This is a genomic window from Xanthomonas rydalmerensis, assembly GCF_033170385.1.
Classification (GTDB): domain Bacteria; phylum Pseudomonadota; class Gammaproteobacteria; order Xanthomonadales; family Xanthomonadaceae; genus Xanthomonas_A; species Xanthomonas_A rydalmerensis.
Genome location: NZ_CP126170.1, coordinates 1,906,526 through 1,925,223 on the forward strand (window position 1 = coordinate 1,906,526; position 18,698 = coordinate 1,925,223).

Annotated in this window: 16 protein-coding genes and 1 pseudogene; 13 read left to right on the plus strand and 4 right to left on the minus strand. The window is 66.3% G+C overall.

Going from position 1 to position 18,698, the window contains the following annotated elements; translation table 11 throughout:
* Positions 1 to 288: 288 nt before the first annotated feature.
* Both nadC and QN245_RS07890 read right to left on the minus strand, forming a co-directional pair.
* Positions 289 to 1,167 carry a carboxylating nicotinate-nucleotide diphosphorylase gene (gene nadC, locus QN245_RS07885; protein ID WP_317845005.1) on the minus strand — a complete coding sequence of 293 codons (879 nt, stop codon included), beginning with the start codon at positions 1,165 to 1,167 and terminating at the stop codon, positions 289 to 291.
* On the minus strand, positions 1,164 to 1,433 hold the full coding sequence (locus QN245_RS07890; protein WP_010342118.1) for a Trm112 family protein: 270 nt from the start codon (positions 1,431 to 1,433) through the stop codon (positions 1,164 to 1,166). Before QN245_RS07890 ends, nadC begins: the two co-directional genes overlap by 4 nt.
* A gap of 58 nt (positions 1,434 to 1,491) precedes the next feature.
* On the opposite strand from QN245_RS07890, the gene purE reads away from it, so the two are divergent.
* Together purE and QN245_RS07900 are read left to right on the plus strand one after the other, a co-directional pair.
* Positions 1,492 to 1,995 carry a 5-(carboxyamino)imidazole ribonucleotide mutase gene (gene purE, locus QN245_RS07895; protein ID WP_160957090.1) on the plus strand — a complete coding sequence of 168 codons (504 nt, stop codon included), beginning with the start codon at positions 1,492 to 1,494 and terminating at the stop codon, positions 1,993 to 1,995.
* Positions 1,992 to 3,140 carry a 5-(carboxyamino)imidazole ribonucleotide synthase gene (locus QN245_RS07900; protein ID WP_184447552.1) on the plus strand — a complete coding sequence of 383 codons (1,149 nt, stop codon included), beginning with the start codon at positions 1,992 to 1,994 and terminating at the stop codon, positions 3,138 to 3,140. Before purE ends, QN245_RS07900 begins: the two co-directional genes overlap by 4 nt.
* Before the next feature lie 94 nt (positions 3,141 to 3,234).
* Here QN245_RS07900 and QN245_RS07905 read toward each other — a convergent pair whose 3' ends face one another.
* Positions 3,235 to 3,813: a superoxide dismutase gene (locus tag QN245_RS07905; protein WP_184447553.1), complete on the minus strand. Its 579-nt coding sequence runs from the start codon at positions 3,811 to 3,813 to the stop codon at positions 3,235 to 3,237.
* A 125-nt stretch (positions 3,814 to 3,938) separates the two neighbouring features.
* Here QN245_RS07905 and grxD point away from each other — a divergent pair, with 125 nt between their 5' ends.
* From grxD to ppnN, 5 genes are all read left to right on the plus strand, one after another.
* Positions 3,939 to 4,259, plus strand: coding sequence for a Grx4 family monothiol glutaredoxin (gene grxD / locus QN245_RS07910; protein WP_048489897.1), 321 nt, complete (start codon positions 3,939 to 3,941; stop codon positions 4,257 to 4,259).
* Entirely contained in the window at positions 4,256 to 4,996 is a 741-nt protein-coding gene (locus QN245_RS07915) for an SDR family NAD(P)-dependent oxidoreductase (RefSeq protein ID WP_184447554.1), read from the plus strand. Before grxD ends, QN245_RS07915 begins: the two co-directional genes overlap by 4 nt.
* Positions 4,993 to 5,592, plus strand: coding sequence for a MarC family protein (locus QN245_RS07920; protein WP_160967296.1), 600 nt, complete (start codon positions 4,993 to 4,995; stop codon positions 5,590 to 5,592). Before QN245_RS07915 ends, QN245_RS07920 begins: the two co-directional genes overlap by 4 nt.
* Positions 5,593 to 5,988: 396 nt before the next feature.
* Positions 5,989 to 9,210, plus strand: coding sequence for a TonB-dependent receptor (locus tag QN245_RS07925; RefSeq protein WP_160967298.1), 3,222 nt, complete (start codon positions 5,989 to 5,991; stop codon positions 9,208 to 9,210).
* A gap of 113 nt (positions 9,211 to 9,323) precedes the next feature.
* Positions 9,324 to 10,712 (plus strand): nucleotide 5'-monophosphate nucleosidase PpnN, encoded by a 1,389-nt coding sequence (ppnN, locus tag QN245_RS07930; RefSeq protein WP_184447555.1) that lies wholly within the window; start codon positions 9,324 to 9,326, stop codon positions 10,710 to 10,712.
* Here ppnN and QN245_RS07935 read toward each other — a convergent pair.
* Positions 10,702 to 11,739: a sensor histidine kinase gene (locus QN245_RS07935; RefSeq protein WP_160967300.1), complete on the minus strand. Its 1,038-nt coding sequence runs from the start codon at positions 11,737 to 11,739 to the stop codon at positions 10,702 to 10,704. The two genes, ppnN and QN245_RS07935, sit on opposite strands and share 11 nt — an antisense overlap.
* Positions 11,740 to 11,966: 227 nt before the next feature.
* Between QN245_RS07935 and QN245_RS07940 the strand changes: the two genes are divergently transcribed.
* From QN245_RS07940 to QN245_RS07965, 6 genes and pseudogenes are all read left to right on the plus strand, one after another.
* Positions 11,967 to 12,461, plus strand: coding sequence for a GspH/FimT family pseudopilin (locus QN245_RS07940; protein ID WP_255421638.1), 495 nt, complete (start codon positions 11,967 to 11,969; stop codon positions 12,459 to 12,461).
* A 25-nt stretch (positions 12,462 to 12,486) separates the two neighbouring features.
* Positions 12,487 to 12,963 carry a type IV pilus modification protein PilV gene (pilV, locus tag QN245_RS07945; RefSeq protein ID WP_160967302.1) on the plus strand — a complete coding sequence of 159 codons (477 nt, stop codon included), beginning with the start codon at positions 12,487 to 12,489 and terminating at the stop codon, positions 12,961 to 12,963.
* Positions 12,960 to 13,928: a PilW family protein gene (locus tag QN245_RS07950; RefSeq protein WP_317845006.1), complete on the plus strand. Its 969-nt coding sequence runs from the start codon at positions 12,960 to 12,962 to the stop codon at positions 13,926 to 13,928. The genes pilV and QN245_RS07950 overlap by 4 nt, the downstream gene beginning before the upstream one ends.
* On the plus strand, positions 13,925 to 14,503 hold the full coding sequence (locus tag QN245_RS07955) for a pilus assembly PilX family protein (protein ID WP_317845007.1): 579 nt from the start codon (positions 13,925 to 13,927) through the stop codon (positions 14,501 to 14,503). Before QN245_RS07950 ends, QN245_RS07955 begins: the two co-directional genes overlap by 4 nt.
* A gap of 11 nt (positions 14,504 to 14,514) precedes the next feature.
* Positions 14,515 to 18,268 (plus strand): annotated as a pseudogene (locus QN245_RS07960) (pilus assembly protein).
* Positions 18,268 to 18,690, plus strand: a complete 423-nt coding sequence (locus QN245_RS07965) for a type IV pilin protein (protein ID WP_160967305.1) — start codon at positions 18,268 to 18,270, stop codon at positions 18,688 to 18,690. Before QN245_RS07960 ends, QN245_RS07965 begins: the two are co-directional and overlap by 1 nt.
* Positions 18,691 to 18,698 lie beyond the last annotated feature (8 nt).

An 18,698-nucleotide genomic window follows, 5' to 3' on the forward strand; every position in this document is an offset into this window, starting at 1 on the left:
GAGGGGAAAGCGTGCAGCGTCGCAGAGCGGCGTTGGCGAGGCCGTGAAGTGTAGGGCGTGTCGTGCGATGTAGGCAGGTCGCACCGTGCTGGCTGACGCGTTCGCTGGCGATCAGGCGCTTTGCAGCTTGCCCTGGCGCGTGGCGTGACTCATCCAGCGAGGGCTGAAGCGATCAATCTCGGGACCGAGGCATGCGTGCAGACATGCACGCTTGAGAGAATGTGTCCGCGTTCGCCGCGGGCGAGGCTTTCGCCACAGCGGTCGCCTCGCCACGTGCAGGTCTTGCCGCTACCGCGGGGGCGGGCCGAGTTTCAGCGATAGATCCACCGCCTGCACGTGTTTGGTCAGGGCGCCGATGGAGATGCAGTCGACGCCGTCGGCGGCGATCGCGCGCACCGCGTCCAGGTCCACGCCGCCGGAGACTTCCAGCGGGATCGCGCGGTGGAACGGTGCGGCTGCGGCGATCGCCACCGCGTCGCGGCGCTGCTCCGCGGTGAAGTCGTCGATCAGGATGCGGTCGCAGCCGGCCTCTAGCGCCTCGCGCAGTTGCTCCAGGGTTTCCACCTCGACCACCAGCGGCAGTGTCGGCCACTGCGCGCGCGCGGCGGCCACCGCGGCGGGCAGCGAGCCGGCGGCGTGGATGTGGTTTTCCTTGAGCATCACCGTGTCGTACAGGCCGATGCGATGGTTGCTGCCGCCGCCGCAACGCACCGCGTACTTCTGCGCCAGGCGCAGGCCGGGCAGGGTCTTGCGCGTATCCAGGATGCGCGCGCCGGTGCCGGCGACTGCAGCCACGTAGGCGGCGGTGGCGGTAGCGGTGGCCGAGAGGGTCTGCAGGAAGTTCAACGAGGCGCGCTCGGCGCTGACCAGGGCGCGACTGCGCCCGTGCAGCAGGGCGAGCACGGTGCCGGCGGCCACGCGCTGGCCTTCGGCCACCTGCCAGTCGATCCGTACCTGCGGATCCAGCGCCTGGTGGCAGGCGTCGAACCAGGGGCGGCCGGCGATCACCGCGTCCTGCTTGCACAGCAGGTAGGCGCTATCTGCGCGGTCGGGCAGCAGCGCGGCGGTGACGTCGCCGCTGCCGAGGTCCTCGGCCAGTGCGCGCGCCACGTCGGCGGCGATCAGCTCCGCTGCAGGCGCCTGCGGCGGCGCCGGGTCGCGGCTCATTTGGCCGGGAAGTCGGCGAGTTGGGCGGTGCCGATGGCTTCCTCGGCCAGCAGCACCGGAATGCCGTCGTCGACGCGGAACACCTGCTTGCGGTCGCGGGTGATCAGGGCTTCGCGCAGCGGTTGCGCCTGCGCACTGCCATCGGCGCGCTGCACGCCGCCGGCGGCGATGGCGCGATTCAACGCCTCCAGGCCGCGCGCCTCCAGCAGCGCCAGCGGTTGGCGGGTGTCGGGCGAGCAGAGCAGGTCGAGCAGTTTGCGGTCCATCCGGTCTTCGTCTTGCGTGGAAGACGGCTAGAATACGTCTTTAAGGCAGGGGACGGCCATGACCTCCAAGCAAACCGCGCCGCTCGTCGGCATCGTGATGGGTTCCCGCTCCGATTGGGAGACCATGCAGCATGCGGCGCAGAAACTCGATGCGCTGGGTGTGCCCTATGAAGTGAAGGTGGTGTCGGCGCACCGCACCCCGGACGTGCTGTTCGCCTATGCCGAGCAAGCGGCCGCGCGCGGCCTGCGCGCGATCGTGGCCGGTGCCGGCGGCGCCGCGCACCTGCCGGGCATGCTGGCGGCCAAGACCGCGGTGCCGGTGCTGGGCGTGCCGGTGCAGTCCAAGGCGCTCAACGGCATGGACTCGCTGCTGTCGATCGTGCAGATGCCGGCCGGCATCCCGGTAGCCACGTTCGCGATCGGCGTCGCCGGCGCGGCCAACGCTGCGCTGTTCGCCGCGGCGATGCTGGCTCACGACCACGCCGAGATCGGCGCCGCGCTGGGCGAGTTCCGCCAGCGACAGACCGACGAGGTGATGGCCAAGGACGATCCGCGCCAATGACCACCGTCGGCATTCTGGGGGCGGGGCAGTTGGCGCGCATGCTGGCGGTGGCCGGCGTGCCGCTGGGCCTGCGCTTCGCGCTGCTGGATCCGGCGGCCGATGCCTGCGCCGGGCAGGTGGCGCCGCTGCGGGTCGGCGACTATGCCGACCAGGCCGCGTTGGCGGCGTTCGCGGACGCGGTCGACGTGGCGACCTTCGATTTCGAGAACGTGCCGGCGGACAGCGCCGCGGCCCTGGCCGGACAGGTGCCGGTGTTCCCGAGCCCGGATGCGCTGGCGGTGGCGCAGGACCGCCTGGCCGAGAAGACCCTGTTCCGCGAGCTCGGCATTCCGGTGCCGGCATTCGCCGCGATCGACACCCGCGCCGATCTGGACGCGGCGCTGGCGCAGGTCGGTACGCCGTGCATCCTCAAGACCCGCCGGCTCGGTTACGACGGCAAGGGCCAGTTCCGCATCGCCTCCGCCGCCGACGCCGATGCGGCCTGGGCGGCGCTGGGCGCGCAGGCGGCCAGCGTGGGCCTGATCGCCGAGGCGTTCGTGCCGTTCCAGCGCGAGGTCAGCGTGGTGGCGGTGCGCAGCCGCGACGGCGAATTCCGCACCTGGCCGCTCACCGAGAACTGGCATGTGCACGGTGTGCTCTCGGCCAGCCTGGCCCCGGCGCAGGCCGATGCCGCGCTGGAGCAGGCGGCGGTGGCGCATGCGCGTGCCCTGGCCGAGCGCCTGCAGTACGTGGGCGTGTTCGCGCTGGAACTGTTCTGCCGCGACGGCGAGCTGCTGGCCAACGAGATGGCCCCGCGCGTGCACAACTCCGGCCACTGGACCATCGAAGGCGCGGAAACCTCGCAGTTCGAGAACCACTTGCGCGCGGTGCTGGGGCTGCCGCTCGGTTCCACGCGCATGCGCGGCCACGCCTGCATGCTCAACTGGATCGGCACGATGCCCGATGCCGCAGCGGTGCTTGCGCAGCCCGGCGGACACTGGCACGACTACGGCAAGGAACCGCGCGATGGCCGCAAGGTCGGGCACGCCACCTTGCGCGAGGACACGCCCGAGGCGCTGGCCCACGCACTGCAGGCGGTAGGCGAGCAGCTGCAGCGCCAAGCCCAAGTCGCCCCGGTGATCGCCGCCCTGCGCGGCCAGCGCTGAATCAGGCGCCAGGTCCAGGCCTCGCCTGGGCCAGCAATCGGCGGCCACGGCCGCCGCTCCTGCGACTCCCCAATCCCGACTCCCCACTCCCGGCTCAACGCAAATTGGACGCCGCGAACTCCCAGTTCACCAGCTTCCAGAACGCCTGCAGATAGCGTGCGCGGTCGCCAGGGTAGTCGGTGTAGTAGGCGTGTTCCCAGACATCGCAGGCCAGCAGCGGTGTGTCGTCGCCGGTCAGCGGGGTGCCGGCGTTGGCCGTGCTGACGACCGCCAGACTGGCGTCCGGACGCTGCACCAGCCAGACCCAGCCGGAGCCGAACACGGCCAGTGCCATGCGCTCGAACTCGGCCTTGAACCGGGCCACGTCGCCGAAGCTCTTGGCCAGGCGTTCACCGAGCGCACCGCCGGGTTCGCCGCCGCCGCGCGGGCGCAGGCCGCGCCAGTAGAACTCGTGGTTCCAGACTTCGGCCGCCTCCTGGAACAGCCGGCCCTGCGCGCGCCGCAGCAGGTCCGGCAGCGCCAGCTCGGCCAGGTCGCTGCCGGCCAGTCGCGCATTGAGCCGCTCCACCAGGGCGCGCTGATGCTGGCCGTGGTGCTGTTCCACCGCGGCAGCGGACAGGTGCGGGGCCAGCGCCGCAGCGGCGTAGGGCAGGGGAGCGAGTTCGATGGGCATGGATCCTCTGGCGGTTTCGGGCGCGCGTCGCGGTACTGCCGCGCGCAGGGCTTACACTATGCGGCTACGCGAGAGTCTAGCCGACCGCCAAGGTCGTTCTTTCGCCCCAGCAGGAGAGAACCCGCATGCAGGTGATGGAGCGCATCCAGGCCGACGTCGAACGCCATCCCATCGTGTTGTTCATGAAGGGCACGCCGCAGTACCCGATGTGCGGCTTTTCCAGCCGCGCGTTGCAGGCGCTGCTGGCCGCAGGTGCCGACCGCCTGCACACCGTCAACGTGCTCGACGAGCCGGAGATCCGGGCCAACCTGCCGCGCTACTCGAACTGGCCGACGTACCCGCAGTTGTTCATCCACGGCGAGCTGATCGGCGGCTGCGACATCACCATGGAACTGTTCGAGTCCGGCGAACTGCAGCGCATCGTGACCGAGGCCTACCAGTCGTGAGCGCGCCTGCGTCGCCGCAGGCCGGCGCGCTGGCGCAGCGGGTGATCCTGGTCAGCGGTGCCGCCGGCGGGCTCGGCAGCGCCGCGGCGCTGGCCTGCGCCCAGGCAGGGGCCACGGTGGTCCTGCTGGGGCACAAGCCGGCGCGCTTGAACCGGGTCTACGACGCGATCGCCGCGGTCGGCGCCGCGCCGCTGCTGTATCCGCTGGACATGCTCGGCGCCACTCCCCCGGACTACGCCACCTTGGCCGAGCGCCTGCAGGGCGAACTCGGCCGCCTGGACGGGCTGCTGCACTGCGCCGCCGACTTCGCCGGGCTGACTCCGTTCGAGCATGCCGATCCGGCCCAGTTCGCGCGCGCCCTCCACGTCAACCTGACCGCCGCGGCCTGGCTGACCCAGGCTTGCCTGCCGTTGCTGCGGCAGGCCGAGGATGCCGCGATCGTGTTCGCGGTGGACGATCCGGAGCGGGTCGGCCAGGCCTACTGGGGTGGCTACGGCGCGGCCCAGCATGGCCGCCGCGGCCTGTTGGCGAGCCTGCACGGTGAACTGGCCGCCTCGCGCGTGCGCGTGGCCGGCCTGCAGCCGGGGCCGATGCGCACCGCCTTGCGCGCCCGCGCCTATACCCATCAAGAAGACCTCGATGCGGTCGACCCGGCGCGCTACGCCGGCGCCTGCGTCGAGCTGTTGTCGCCCGCCGGCGCCGCGCACCGCGGCGCGATCTGGAATCCCCTGGCATGACCATTCTGTCGGCAGCGCTGCTGCTGTTCCTGATCCTCGACCCGCTGGGCAATATCCCGGTGTTCCTCAGCGTGCTCAAGCCGCTGCCGGCGCGGCGCCAGCGCGTCGTGCTGGCACGCGAACTGCTGATCGCGCTGGGCGTGCTGATGGGCTTCCTGTGGGGCGGCAAATACGCGCTGGAAGTGATGCATCTGCGCCAGGAGTCGGTGGCCATCGCCGGCGGCATCGTGCTGTTCCTGATCGGCATCCGCATGATCTTCCCGCGCCCGGAAGGGCTGATGGGCGAGATCCCCGACGGCGAGCCCTTCATCGTGCCGCTGGCCATCCCGCTGGTGGCCGGTCCCTCCGGCATGGCCGCGGTGATGCTGATGGGCAGCAACGAGCCGACCCGGCTGGGCGAGTGGAGCCTGGCGCTGATCCTGGCCTGGCTGGGGACCTCGGCGCTGCTGTTCTCCGGCACGCTGCTGTACAAGCTGCTCGGCATGCGCGTGCTGACCGCGGTCGAGCGGCTGATGGGCATGCTGCTGGTGGCGATCTCGGTGCAGATGTTCCTGGACGGGCTCAGCGCCTATCTGAAGCTGCCGGTCGCCGGCTGAGGCCGCCCGCGGCCGAGCGGTGAGCGCCGTGGGGACGGCGCGGTCCCGGCAAATGTTTCGCCGCATCACGCTGCGCCGCTCGCCGGCCAGCGTGTGAGGTCATGGGAGGGCATCCGGTCGATCGCCGCCACATCCCGGCCGTGATCCTGTCTCCTCCTTGTCGCCAAAAGCGGCCAGGACTGGGATCCAGGTCCTGTGATGTCCGCTTGTGCCGGATTGTCACGATTTGGCAACAAATTGGCCCTATGGTGTTAAACTCATGTTAACCCTTGCGGGGAATCGGCAAGGGTGACCAGCCCCCATTCCGCGGCCGTGCGCCCTTACTCGCACGGCACTGCCATGCGCATTTCGTCAAACTCCATCGAGGCTATTGCAATGATTCAACCCCGTCTGCGGATGTCCAAGCTCACTCTGGGCCTCGTTGCGGCGCTGGCCGCTGCGCCGGTGTTCGCCCAGAGCACCTCCGCCGGTGTCGGCGGTGTGGTGACCCATGGTGGCCAGCCGGTCGCTGGCGCCGAGGTGACCATCACCCACGTCGAGTCGGGTACGGTCAGCCGCGCCACCACCGATGCCGCCGGTCGCTACAACGCGCGCGGCCTGCGCGTCGGCGGTCCGTACAGCATCACCATCACCAAGTCGGGCGACGGCACCAAGACCGAAGACGGCGTGTACCTGAGCGTCAACCAGAACGCCACCATCAACGCCGACCTGACCGGCGACATGGCCGCGCCGACCACGCTGGAGACGGTCAATGCCGTCGCCATCGCCGGCGGCTCGGAAGTGTTCAGCGCCACCAAGATGGGCTCGGGCACCAACGTCGGCCGCGAGCAGATCGAAGCGCTGCCGTCGATCAACGGCAACATCCAGGACTACATGCGCCTGGATCCGCGCGTGGCCTTCGTCGATCGCGCCTCGGGCACGATCAGCGCCGGCGGCCTGAACCCGCGCTACAACTCGATCAACATCGACGGCGTCTCGGCCAGCGACACCTTCGGCCTGGAAGGCAACAACATGACCACCCGGCGCCAGCCGGTGTCGATGGAGGCCATCGAAGCCATCGACGTCAACCTGTCCAACTACGACGTCAGCATCGCCAGCGCCGCCGGCGCCACCGTCAACGCGGTGACCAAGTCCGGTACCAACGAGTTCCACGGTTCGGTGTACGGCAGCTATCGCGACGGCGACTGGTTCGGCGACAACCCGGACGGCAGCAAGTTCAACGGCTTCACCAAGGAAAAGACCTACGGCGCGACCTTCGGCGGCCCGATCGTCAAGGACAAGCTGTTCTTCTTCGCCAACTACGAGAAGTTCCAGCAGGACGCGCCGGGCCTCGACCTGGGCAGCACCGCGCTGGGCAAGGCCAACGCAAAGTACGGCATGGCCGACGTGACCCGCGCCCAGCAGATCGCCCAGAACTACGGCTTCGACGCCGGTACCCTGGACAGCGACGGCAACACCGACCTGAAGGAATACGCGCTCAAGCTCGACTGGAACATCAGCGACAACCACCGCGCCAGCTTCCGCTACAGCAAGCTCGACCAGAGCAAGCTGCGCATCAACGGCGCCGGCAGCTCCAGCCAGGCCTCGCTGAGCTCGTACTGGTACCAGCACGAGAAGTCGGTCGAGAGCTACGTCGGCCAGCTGTTCAGCGACTGGTCCGAGAACTTCTCCACCGAGTTCAAGGTGTCCTACCGCGACTACTCCGCGATCCGCGTGGTGCCGACCAACGCGCCGAGCATCGCCGTGTACTTCGACGGTTCGGTCGCCAACCCGACCGGCGACGTGCTGTACCTGGGCACCGAGACCAACTCGCAGGGCAACATCCTCACCACCAAGACCTGGAACTACTACGGTGCGGGCACGCTGACCCTGGACAACCACAACCTGAAGTTCGGCGTCGACTACAGCACCAACGACATCTACAACCTGTACGGCCGCAACACCTGGGGCGTGTACACCTTCTTCGGCCTGGACAACTTCGCCAGCGGCCGCTGGAGCTCGTACCAGCTCAACCAGGAGCGTAGCCCGGGTTCGATCGCGGCCGACTACAAGAACAGCAACCTCGGCCTGTTCGTGCAAGACACCTGGTACGTCAACAACAACCTGACCCTGACCCTGGGCCTGCGCGGCGATCGTGCGAAGGTGAGCCCGGATCCGACCTACAACGCGGCGGCGCAGGCCTACTTCGGCTACGACAACAGCAAGGTCTTCAACGGCGACTTCCTGATCCAGCCGCGCGTCGGCTTCAACTACACCTTCGACACCGACCGTCCGACCCAGTTGCGCGGTGGCGTGGGCCTGTTCCAGGGCGATGCGCCGCAGGTGTGGATCGGCAACAGCTACTCCAACACCGGCTTCAACTACAACGCCTACAGCTATACCGCCTACAACCCGGCGCTGCCGTTCAGCCCGAACAAGGACACCCAGCCGGTACCGAACGCCCCGGGTTCGGCGACCCAGGGCGTGAGCTTCGTCGGCAATGACTTCAAGCTGCCGTCGCTGTACAAGGCCAACCTGGCCCTGGATCACGAACTGCCGTGGTACGGCATCGTGGCCTCGGCCGAGCTGCTGGTGACCAAGGTCAAGGACGGCCTGTACTACAAGAGCCTGAACATCGGTCGCGTCAATGGCCAGGGCCAGGATCCGAGTGCGGCCTACTATGGTCCGGACGGCCGTGCGCTGTACTGGAACCCGGCCCGTACCGGCCGTCCGTGGGCGACCGGCGACAACCGCTACAACCGCAACCAGGCGTATAGCGACGTCTACCTGATCGACAACACCGACAAGGGCAAGACCCAGCAGTTCACCGTGTCGCTGTCCAAGCCGTTCAGCGAAGGCGGCGACTGGTCCTGGACCCTGGGCTACACCTACACCCACGCCACCGAAGTCGGCTCGCTGACCAGCTCCACCGCCAGCTCGGGCTGGGGCTACCAGTACGCCTTCAACGCCAACTCGGAAACCGAGAACACCTCGCGCTACGAGATCAAGGACCGCATCTCCGGTTCGCTGGACTGGAAGCACATGTTCTTCGGCGACTACGAGACCCGCGTGGGCCTGGTCTACGAAGGCCGCAGCGGCCGTCCGTACAGCTACGTGTTCAACGGCGACGCCAACGGCGACGGTCGTTCGACCAACGACCTGTTCTACGTGCCGAAGGGCCCGGGCGATGTGCTGTTCGGCACGCTGAGCAGCACCGGTGCGTTCACCGCCAACCCGGCGCTGCAGCAGCAGTTCTTCGACTGGCTGGCCAAGAACCCGCAGCTGGCCAAGTACGCCGGCAGCTACGCCCCGGCCAACGGCTTCCGTTCCGGCTGGATCAACACCTTCGACGTGCGCATCACCCAGCAGCTGCCCGGCTTCTTCAAGGGTCACAAGTCCGAGGTCTGGCTGGACATCCAGAACGTGGGCAACCTGCTGAACAAGAAGTGGGGCCGGATCTACGACTACGGCTTCTACGCCGACGCCCGCGTCGCCAACCTGCAGGGCATCTATCAGGGCAAGTACGTGTACAACACCCTGTACACCGACCAGCCGACGGCCGCCAACGCCGACGCCGATGGTTTCAACACCGGCGTGTCGCAGTGGTCGCTGCAGTTGGGCTTCCGCTATCAGTTCTGATCGCGGCGCAGGCTAGCTGAAGCGTTGGGAACGGCCGGGGCGACCCGGCCGTTTTCTTTTTGTGGGGGCTGACGTTAAAGTCGCCGGCTGACGACACCGACAAGACATCCGATATGACGACCAGCAATACGGCCGCGCGCGCGCTGCCGGTAGTGGATGCGCGGATCTACCCGCGCGGCGGCCTGGACATCCTCTCGCGCGTGGAAGTGGCGCGCCTGCGCGATGCCTCCAGCGGCGGCCTGCACGAACTGCTGCGGCGCTGCGCGTTGGCGGTGCTGACCAGCGGCAGCGCGTCCGACGACCCGCGCGCGGCGCGCGACCTGTATCCCGACTTCGACATCCAGGTGGTGCAGCGCGACCGCGGTGTGCGCATCGATCTGCTCAACGCGCCGGCGATGGCCTTCGTCGACGGCGAGATCATCAACGGCGTGGCCGAGCTGCTGTTCGCCGTGGTCCGCGACCTGGCCTACATGGCCATCGAGCTCGGCCCGGAATCGACCACCGATCTGCAGTCCAGCGAAGGCATCACCAACGCGGTGTTCGGCCAGTTGCGCAACGCGCGCATCCTGCAGCCGAACGATCCCAAGCTGGTGGTGTGCTGGGGCGGCCATTCGATCTCGCGCGACGAGTACCTGTACACCAAGCAGGTCGGCTACGAGCTGGGGTTGCGCGGGTTGGACATCTGCACCGGCTGCGGCCCGGGTGCGATGAAGGGGCCGATGAAGGGCGCCACCATCGCCCACGCCAAGCAGCGCAAGCACGACAACCGCTACATCGGCGTGACCGAGCCGGGCATCATCGCCGCCGAGTCGCCGAACCCGATCGTCAACCACCTGGTGATCATGCCGGACATCGAGAAGCGCCTGGAGGCCTTCGTCCGCATCGGTCACGGCATCATCGTGTTCCCCGGTGGCGTCGGTACCGCCGAAGAGATTCTGTACCTGCTCGGTATCCTGCTGCGCGAGGAGAACCGCGACCTGCCGTTCCCGCTGATCCTCACCGGCCCGACCATCGCCGCGCCGTATTTCGAGCAGATCGATCGCTTCCTGCGCCTGACCCTGGGCGAAGTGGCGACCTCGCGCTACGAGATCGTGGTCGGCGATCCGGTGGCGGTGGCGCGCAAGATGGCCGCCGGCATCCAGCAGGTGCGCACGCACCGCAAGGAGCAGAGGGACGCGTTCTACTTCAACTGGTCGGTGGACATCCCGCTGGAATATCAGCGTCCGTTCGAGCCGACTCACGAGGCGATGGCCGCGCTGGATCTGCACCATGGCCGTCCGCCGCACGCATTGGCCGCTGACCTGCGTCGCGCCTTCTCCGGCATCGTCGCCGGCAACGTCAAGGAAGACGGCATGCGCCGCATCGAGCAGCATGGCCCGTTCGAGATCCATGGCGATGCGGACATGATGCAGGCGCTGGACGAACTGCTGCGCGCCTTCGTCGAACAGCGTCGCATGAAGATCTCCGGCGAGTACCGGCCCTGCTACCGGGTCATGGCCTGAGCCCGATCCGGATCGTCGCGACGAACCAGGCGCCATCGCTGGCGGTGTGCAGCGAGGCGCCTTCCATGCTTTCCAGGCGCGTGCGCAGGGCCGACAGGCCGACGCGGTGACCGCGACCGATGTGCGGCGACAGGCCGCCTGCAGGCACTGCGTTGCGCACCCGGATCTCCAGGGCGCCGTCGCGTTCGCCGATGGCGATGCCGATCTCGCCGCCCTCGGCAGTGCATTCGATGCCGTGATGCACGGCGTTCTCCAGCAGCGGTTGCAACGACAGCCGCGGAATCCGCACCGGTACCGACATCTCGGGTAAATCCCACTGCACGCGCAGGCGCGGCCCGAAGCGGATCGCCTCGATGTCCAGGTAACGCCTGGCCAGGTCGATCTCGTCCTGCAGGTCGACCAGGTCCGGCGCCGCCAGCGCGGCGCGAAACAGGTCCGACAGGTCCATCAGCAGCTGTTCCACCTGCTGCGGTTGCCGGTGCACCAGCATCACCGCGGTGTTGAGCGTGTTGAACAGGAAGTGCGGCTGCACGCGCGCGGTCAGCGCGTCGATCTCGGCCTGCTTGGCGCGTTCGACCAGTTGCTTGATGCGCACATGGTTGTGCAGCGCGGCCATGCCGAGCAGGCCAATCAGCAGGGCGATGCCGGACAACTGCAGCGACAATGCCAGCCATGCGCGGCTGGAGAGCTGCCAGTAGTCGCCGAAGGCATACAGGATCACCCCGCTGATCAGCCAGGTCAGTGCCTGCATCAGGCCCAACGTGGCCACGGTGATGGACAGGAAGCCGCCTCCGGCCAGCGCCCGGCGCAACAGCAGCAGGCTGGCCAGGGTCAGCAGCGCGACCCACTGGATGCCCAGCGATGCCAGCCCGAAGTAGACCCAGCGGCTTCCGGCCATGCCCGCACCCGGGACCGGGGTCAGGGCCAGGATGGCGGCGATGCATTCGCCGGCCATCACGATCCAGATCAGGGTCGAGGGTTGCTTGAGGACCTGCAGCTGGTCGTTGGAATAGGCGGAGGCGGGCATCGGGGCGGAAGGCGGTGGGGCAGGGCCGAGGTGCATCATGCCGGCTGACGCCGCGCCGCGCACGGTCCGTCCACTCCCCCATATCCGCCATCCGTCGGCAACGGCTGGCGCGTGGGCGGTCCGGCCGCTAGCGTGGCCGGCGGGAGAATCTGGGGAAGACTATGGCGGTTCCTTGCGAGCGTGGCCTTGCCGAGCGGACGCAACGTGGCTTCACGCTGGTGGAGCTGATGGTCACCGTGGCGGTGCTGGCCATCATCATGGCGCTGGCAGTGCCCAGCTTCACCGGCCTGATCCGCAGCAACCGCCTGACCAGCGCCGCCAACGAGCTGATCGCCGCGGTGCAGTTGACGCGCTCGGAAGCGGTGCGCCTGAACGGTGGTGTCAGCCTCTGCCGTAGCGACGACGGTGCCACCTGCGCCAGCGGCGGCAACTGGACCCGTTACCTGACCGTGGCCCGCGACGGCACCGTGCTGCGCAGCACGACCCTGCGCACCGGCCTGGTCGTCACCAGTAGCACCCTGGATGCCCTCGGCGACAAGCTGACCTTCGGTGCCGACGGCATTGCGCGCAACAGCAGCGGTACGCCAGTGACAGGCGGCATCGTGGTCTGCATGGCGGTTACCAACCCTTCCAACAATGTCCGGAGCGTCAAGCTGATGGGCGGCAGCCGCGCCCAGGTCACATCGACATCCGACGGCGGCAGCTGTACCACCACCGGCTGAGCCGGTTCCGGCAAGCGGAGACACCATGAAGCGGTTCCAGAGCGGCAGACACATGGCAGGCGTCACCCTCATCGAGGTGATGATCTCGGTGTTGATCCTGGGAGTGGGGATGCTGGGCGTGGCGGCGATGCAGACCACGGCGCTGCGCAACAACCAGAGCGCGCTGCAGCGCAGCCAGATCGTCATGCAGACCTACACGATCCTCGATGCGATGCGCGCCAACCGCAGCGCGGCGATGCTCGGGGCCTACAACACCGGCAGCATGCTGTGCACGGCGCCGGCGGCGGGCGATCTGGTGGCGACCGACAAGTCGGTCTGGCTCAACGGCTTGAAGGATGCGATTGGCGGCGACAAGACGACGACCTGCGGTTCCATCGCCTGCAACGACGGCAATTGCACGATCACCGTGCAATGGGACGACAGCCGCGGAATGAACTCCAGTGCTAACGGCAACATCAGCGGCAGCGCGACCCAGACCCTGAGCACGACGGCCCAACTGTGAACATACGTATCGCGCTTACGCCGCCGCGGCGCCAATCCGGCTTCAACCTGATCGAGCTGATGATTTCGATGCTGCTCGGCCTGCTGGTGGTCGGTGCGGCGATCGGCATCTTCCTGTCCAACCGCCAGACCTATGCGGCGACCGAGGGCCTGAGCCGGATCCAGGAGTCGGCGCGGACCGGCTTCGAGATGATGGCCCAGGACATCCGCGAGGCCGGCGGCAATCCCTGCGATTCCGGATTGCCGGTGGCGAACGTGCTGAACAATCCGACGGCGAGCTGGTGGACGAACTGGTCGCTGCCGCTGACCGGCTACGAGAACAGCAACCCGTCCAACCTCACCGTCACGTCGGGTACCGACGCGATCCAGATCCTCTCCGCCGGTACCGGCGGTGCGACCGTGACGGCGCACAACCCCGCGAACCAGACGCTGACGCTCAACGCGGCAGCGCCGGATCTGCACAGCAACGCGATCATGCTGCTGTGCGACCGTCAGCAACTGGCTGTGCTGCAGGTGAACAGCGTTTCCGGCACCACCGCCAATTACTCCAGTGGTGGGCTCAACGCCTGCACGCGGCTCGGGCGCCTGCCGGGCGTGTGTGTCGCTGGTTCGAACAATTACCAATACGAGATCAACTCCATCCTGACCGAAGTGCGGGCCGTACGCTGGTATGTGGCCGCCAGTAGCGGCGGGGCGGGGGGGACGTCCCTGTATCAGGAAGTAATCGCGCCAGGCGGCACGAGTCAGAAGAACGAAATCGCCGATGGCGTCACCGGCCTGCAGTTCAATTATCTGTCGATCGGTCAGGCCGCATATCAGCCTGCCAACGTGGTCACCAACTGGGCCAATGTGATCGCGGTGAAGATCGACATGACCGTCAGCGCCAATACGGCAGCCGGTACAAACCAGCAGCCGGCGACACGGACCTTCAGCACGATCGTGAGCATCAGGAACCGGAACCCGTGAACACGTCGCCATCGCCCCGCCGGCAGGCCGGCATTTCGCTCATCGTCGTCCTGCTGCTGTTGCTGGTGATGACGCTGCTGGGACTCGCCGTCCTGCGCGGCACGCTGCTGCAGGAGCGCATGTCTTCCAACATGTACGACCGCAGCCTGGGATTCCAGGCCGCCGAAAGCGCCTTGCGCGATGCGGAGAAGGTCATTCAGACCGCCGCTGCGGCCGGCAATACCGTCGGCTTCAACTGCTCGTCAGGCACCACCGTATGTCCGGCCGTGCCCAGTAACACGTATACCGGCAATGCCTCCAGCGGCTGTGCGCTGGGCACCCAGGAGTGCTGGGTGAACGGCACGGTGGCGCCGAAGGGCCAGGCAGTGCCGGCCCAGTACTACATCCAGTATCTGGGCCAGCGCACCAGCGAGGATCAGTTGGGCCTGGGGTCGAGCATCAACCAGAACCAGTATGGCGGTACCGGCGGCACGTCGCTTGAAAAATACTATCGGGTGATCGCGCGTAGCGGCGATCCGTCCGCGTCCAATGGCCGCGCCATTGTCGTGCTGCAGACCAACGTCACCGTCAAGTAATGGAGCCCTCTATGACCAGTCGAGCGAAGAAGACGACATACCGGGACTGGCTCCTTGCCGTGGTGGCAGGCCTGTTCATCGGTACCGTGGGTGGGGCAGGTGCGGATGTGGATGTCTCGCAGTCGCCGCTGTATGTCGGTAGCGATGTGCCGGGCAATCTGGCCTTTGTGCCGTCGGTGGAATTTCCGACGGTCATCAGCAAGGCGAATCTGTCCGATACTTATTCGGTGACGAGCAGGTTCGTCGGCTATTTCGACTCCGAGAAGTGCTACAGATACCACTACAGCGACACCGAGAGCGACCGCTACTTCTACCCGGTCAGCCTGCTCGGTAACAATCCGAGCAGCTATGCCTGTACCGGTGCGGGCGTCTGGGCGGGCAACTTCCTCAACTGGGCCGCGACCCAGACCATCGATCCGTTCCGCTCGGCGCTGACCGGCGGCTATCGTTCGCGCGACACGGCGAGCGAGACGTTGCTGGAAAAGGCGGTCGCCGATCGCCCAGCGACCAGCAATTTTCCGCGTCGTTCGATCAGCAACAATGCCACGCTGATCGCGGGGGGGGGCGGGTGCGCAGTGGCAGAATTTCAATATGCGCATCGACGGGCTGGGCAACCAGATGTTCTTTGCCAACGGAAGCCTGGTCGATCCCTCCTCGAATCAGCAAATCGCCTACGATCCGAGCAAGCATGCCCTGAATGGCAGCTTTCTCAAGCCGGACGGTTCTCCGTGTAACACGCTTTTCAACATAGGCTGTGTGCGCGACACCACCTTGACCTTTCAGGTCTCGGTGCGGGTCAAAGTGTGCGATGCCAGCTTGGGCGCGGGGTACCTTGAAGACAACTGCGTTGCCTATCCGAGCGGCTATTACAAGCCTGAGGGCTTGATCCAGCAGTATGCCAAGCGGATCCGTTACAGCGTCTTCGGCTACAAGAACACGGATGATCCTTCCGTGGACAGCGGTGTCTTGCGTGCCAACCAGAAATTCGTAGGCCCCTATACCTACAATCCCGACCAGGGAACGCTCGCGAATACGGCGCGAGAGTGGGATCCGCAGACGGGTGTCATCTACCAGAATCCCGATGCCTCCGACGCCGCAGCGACAACGTCGGCAATCGGCGGAACAGACCCCCGGTATCAGGTCGTCAACAGCGGCGTCATCAATTATCTGAACAAGTTCGGTCAACTCAATACCGGCAAGAACGTCAAGTCGTACGACGATGTCAGTGAGCTCTATTACGCCGCAATCCGCTATTTCAAGCACCAGGGCAATATCGCGGCCTACTCTTCGTTGAGTGGGAACGCGCAGCAGCGATACCAGCAAACCGATGGTTTCCCGGTCATCACCCAATGGAACGATCCGATTTCTTATCGCTGCCAGATCAATGTGATCTTGGGAATCGGCGACACCAATACGCATTTGGACAAGAATCTGCCAGGCAACACCACCAACTTGAGTGGCGAGCCGGCCACGCCGCCGGAAGTGACCCGCGATACCTCGGTCAGCGTCATCGACCGCATGACGCAGATCTGGCGCAAGGAAGGCAAGTCTGCCTCCGACGCCGCCTCCAGCGCGGTCACGCCGCAGTTCAATAGCGACAAGAACTCCGCCTACATCGCGGCGCTCGCCTACGACGCGCATACCAAGGATCTGCGCCCGGACAACGCCAGCGACGGTCTGGCCGGCAAACAGACCCTGTCCACACACTGGGTCGACGTGGTGGAGTATGGCGATTACAAGTCGCCGAACACTAACCAATATTGGCTGACCACGAAGTACGGCGGTTTCCGTGTGCCGGAAGGCTACGATCCGGAGACCAATATCAGCGCCTTGGCGGACTCCACCTGGTGGGACGGCAGCTCCTACGTCAATGGCAATACCAATTACAAGAAGCCGGACAATTACTACCTCGCCGCCGACGCGGAAAAGATGGTGGCCAGCCTGCGCCAGGCGTTCGAGCGCATCCTGGAGGAGATGAAGGGGTCCGCGGCGTCCCTCGCCAGTAACACGACCAAGCTGGAGGCTGGGGCGCGGACGTACCAGTCGGTGTTCTACAGCGGTACCTGGCGTGGTGATGTGGTGGCGTACGACGTCAACCAGACCACCGGCGCGCTGACGCAGGCGTGGAGCGCGAGCGCGCAGTTCCCGGCATGGGATACCCGGACAATCAAGTTCGTCAACTCGAACGGGAATCTGGACAACTTCGCCTATGGCAAGCTCTCCGGAACGCCGTTGTCGTCCGCAACGCAGAACCAGATTAACTATCTGCGTGGCGATCGCTCGCAGGAGAAGGCCAACGGTGGCGTCTTGCGTACCCGTACGGGCATCCTGGGCGACATCGTCAATTCGCAGCCGGTCTATGTGGGAGCGCCCAATCCGCGTCTTTACACGACGGCGACGTTCAACGGCGCCAGCACGTATGCCTCCTTCGCCGCGGCCAAGTCCACACGCGCGCCGATGATCTATGTCGGTGCCAATGACGGCATGCTGCATGGGTTCGATGCCAGCACCGGCGCGGAGAAGTTCGCCTTCGTGCCGAAAGCGGCGATGACAGGACTGCTCGACTACACCGATCCGAACTACCAGCACCGGTATTACGTGGATGGCGAACTCACCGTGTCGGACGTCTACTCCGGGAGCGGCTGGCGCTCGGTGCTGATCGGCACTATGGGGCGTGGCGGCAAGGGTATGTTCGCGCTGGATGTCACTGACCCCAACAACATCACGCTGCTGTGGGACAAGACCTCCACCACCACCGACCTCGTCGGGCTGGGGAACAATCTCGGCAAGCCGATCATCGGGCAGCTCGCCAACGGGCAGTGGTACGCGATGCTCGGCAATGGCCCCAACAGCAGCGGCGATTCAGCGGATCTCATCTTGGTGAACGCCATCACTGGCGCGTCGAGCCGCATCCAGACGGGGGCGAGTGGCAACAATGGCCTGTCCGCTGTATTGGCCTGGTCGTCCAACAACGATTTCATCGTCGATCGCCTGTATGCCGGGGATCTCAACGGGAATGTCTGGCGATTCAACATGACCGGCACGAGCGGTACCGCGAGCAGGCTGTTCTCCGCCAGCTATGGGGCGAAGGCGCAGCCGATCACCGCGGCGCCCACGGCGGCGAAGGACCCGGCGACGGGCTTGACCTGGGTGTTCTTCGGCACCGGCAAGTATCTTTCCAGCGGCGATATCGGCAACAAGGACGTCCAGTCCTGGTACGGCCTGATCGACCGCGGCAGCACCATTCCTTCCAATCGCACCACCCTGAACAAGGTCAACATCCTGCAGGAAGGCACCGTCAACGGCTTTGCCGTGCGCGTGATCGAGGACAAGCCCAGCGCCGGACAGGACGGCTGGTACATGGACTTGCTGTCGCCTCCCGGCACGCCGCAGGGCGAGCGCATGGTGGTGTCCAACTTCTTCCAGGGCACTGCGCTGATCGGCACCACGCGTATTCCGGATTCGGGCGATGTGTGCAGCCCCAGCGGCAAGGGTTTCGTGATGGCGATCAACCCCTTCACCGGCGGCCGTCTGTCGCAATCCTTCTTCGACCTGGATGGCAGTGGCGGATCCAGCACCGGCGATACACTCAATGGCACCCCCGTCTCCGGCATCGGCCTGAACAGCAGTCCCAATAGTCCGATCTTCATCGGCAACCAGATGCAGATCGCGTTGGACAACGCGAGTACGACCACGCTCGGTACCAATAGCAGCGCGCTCAGCATGAAGCGCGTGTCCTGGCGCGAACTCCTGAGGAACAATTGATGCGATCACTCACTTTCACGGCCCGTCGTCAGCGCGGTTTCACCCTGATCGAACTGATGATCGTGGTCGCGATCGTAGGCGTTCTGGCGGCGATCGCCTTCGCCAGCTATCAATCCTACGTCATCAAATCGCGTCGCTCGGCCGCGTCCGTCTGTCTGCAGCAGGGCGTGCAGCTCATCGAGCGGTACTACACGACCAACATGTCGTACGCCAATGTGCCGCTGCCGACGTGCCCGAGCGATGCGGTGCAGTTCTATGATCTGTCGTTCAGCGTTGCGCCCACTGCGAATGCATTCAAGCTGACGGCGACGCCTCGCGCGGACAGCCCTCAGGCAAAGGACACCCAGTGCGGCGCGCTCAGCATCGACCAGAAGGGGACGCGGACGACGTCCACCGGCGCTGGCGAGGGCACCTGCTGGTGATGCTGGGC

Coding starts and splice junctions, on each gene's coding strand:
- nadC (WP_317845005.1), bottom strand. CDS start 1,167: ATGAGCCGCGACCCGGCGCCGCCGCAGGCGCCTGCAGCGGAGCTGATC.
- QN245_RS07890 (WP_010342118.1), bottom strand. CDS start 1,433: ATGGACCGCAAACTGCTCGACCTGCTCTGCTCGCCCGACACCCGCCAA.
- purE (WP_160957090.1), top strand. CDS start 1,492: ATGACCTCCAAGCAAACCGCGCCGCTCGTCGGCATCGTGATGGGTTCC.
- QN245_RS07900 (WP_184447552.1), top strand. CDS start 1,992: ATGACCACCGTCGGCATTCTGGGGGCGGGGCAGTTGGCGCGCATGCTG.
- QN245_RS07905 (WP_184447553.1), bottom strand. CDS start 3,813: ATGCCCATCGAACTCGCTCCCCTGCCCTACGCCGCTGCGGCGCTGGCC.
- grxD (WP_048489897.1), top strand. CDS start 3,939: ATGCAGGTGATGGAGCGCATCCAGGCCGACGTCGAACGCCATCCCATC.
- QN245_RS07920 (WP_160967296.1), top strand. CDS start 4,993: ATGACCATTCTGTCGGCAGCGCTGCTGCTGTTCCTGATCCTCGACCCG.
- QN245_RS07925 (WP_160967298.1), top strand. CDS start 5,989: ATGTCCAAGCTCACTCTGGGCCTCGTTGCGGCGCTGGCCGCTGCGCCG.
- ppnN (WP_184447555.1), top strand. CDS start 9,324: ATGACGACCAGCAATACGGCCGCGCGCGCGCTGCCGGTAGTGGATGCG.
- QN245_RS07935 (WP_160967300.1), bottom strand. CDS start 11,739: ATGCCCGCCTCCGCCTATTCCAACGACCAGCTGCAGGTCCTCAAGCAA.
- QN245_RS07940 (WP_255421638.1), top strand. CDS start 11,967: ATGGTCACCGTGGCGGTGCTGGCCATCATCATGGCGCTGGCAGTGCCC.
- pilV (WP_160967302.1), top strand. CDS start 12,487: ATGAAGCGGTTCCAGAGCGGCAGACACATGGCAGGCGTCACCCTCATC.
- QN245_RS07965 (WP_160967305.1), top strand. CDS start 18,268: ATGCGATCACTCACTTTCACGGCCCGTCGTCAGCGCGGTTTCACCCTG.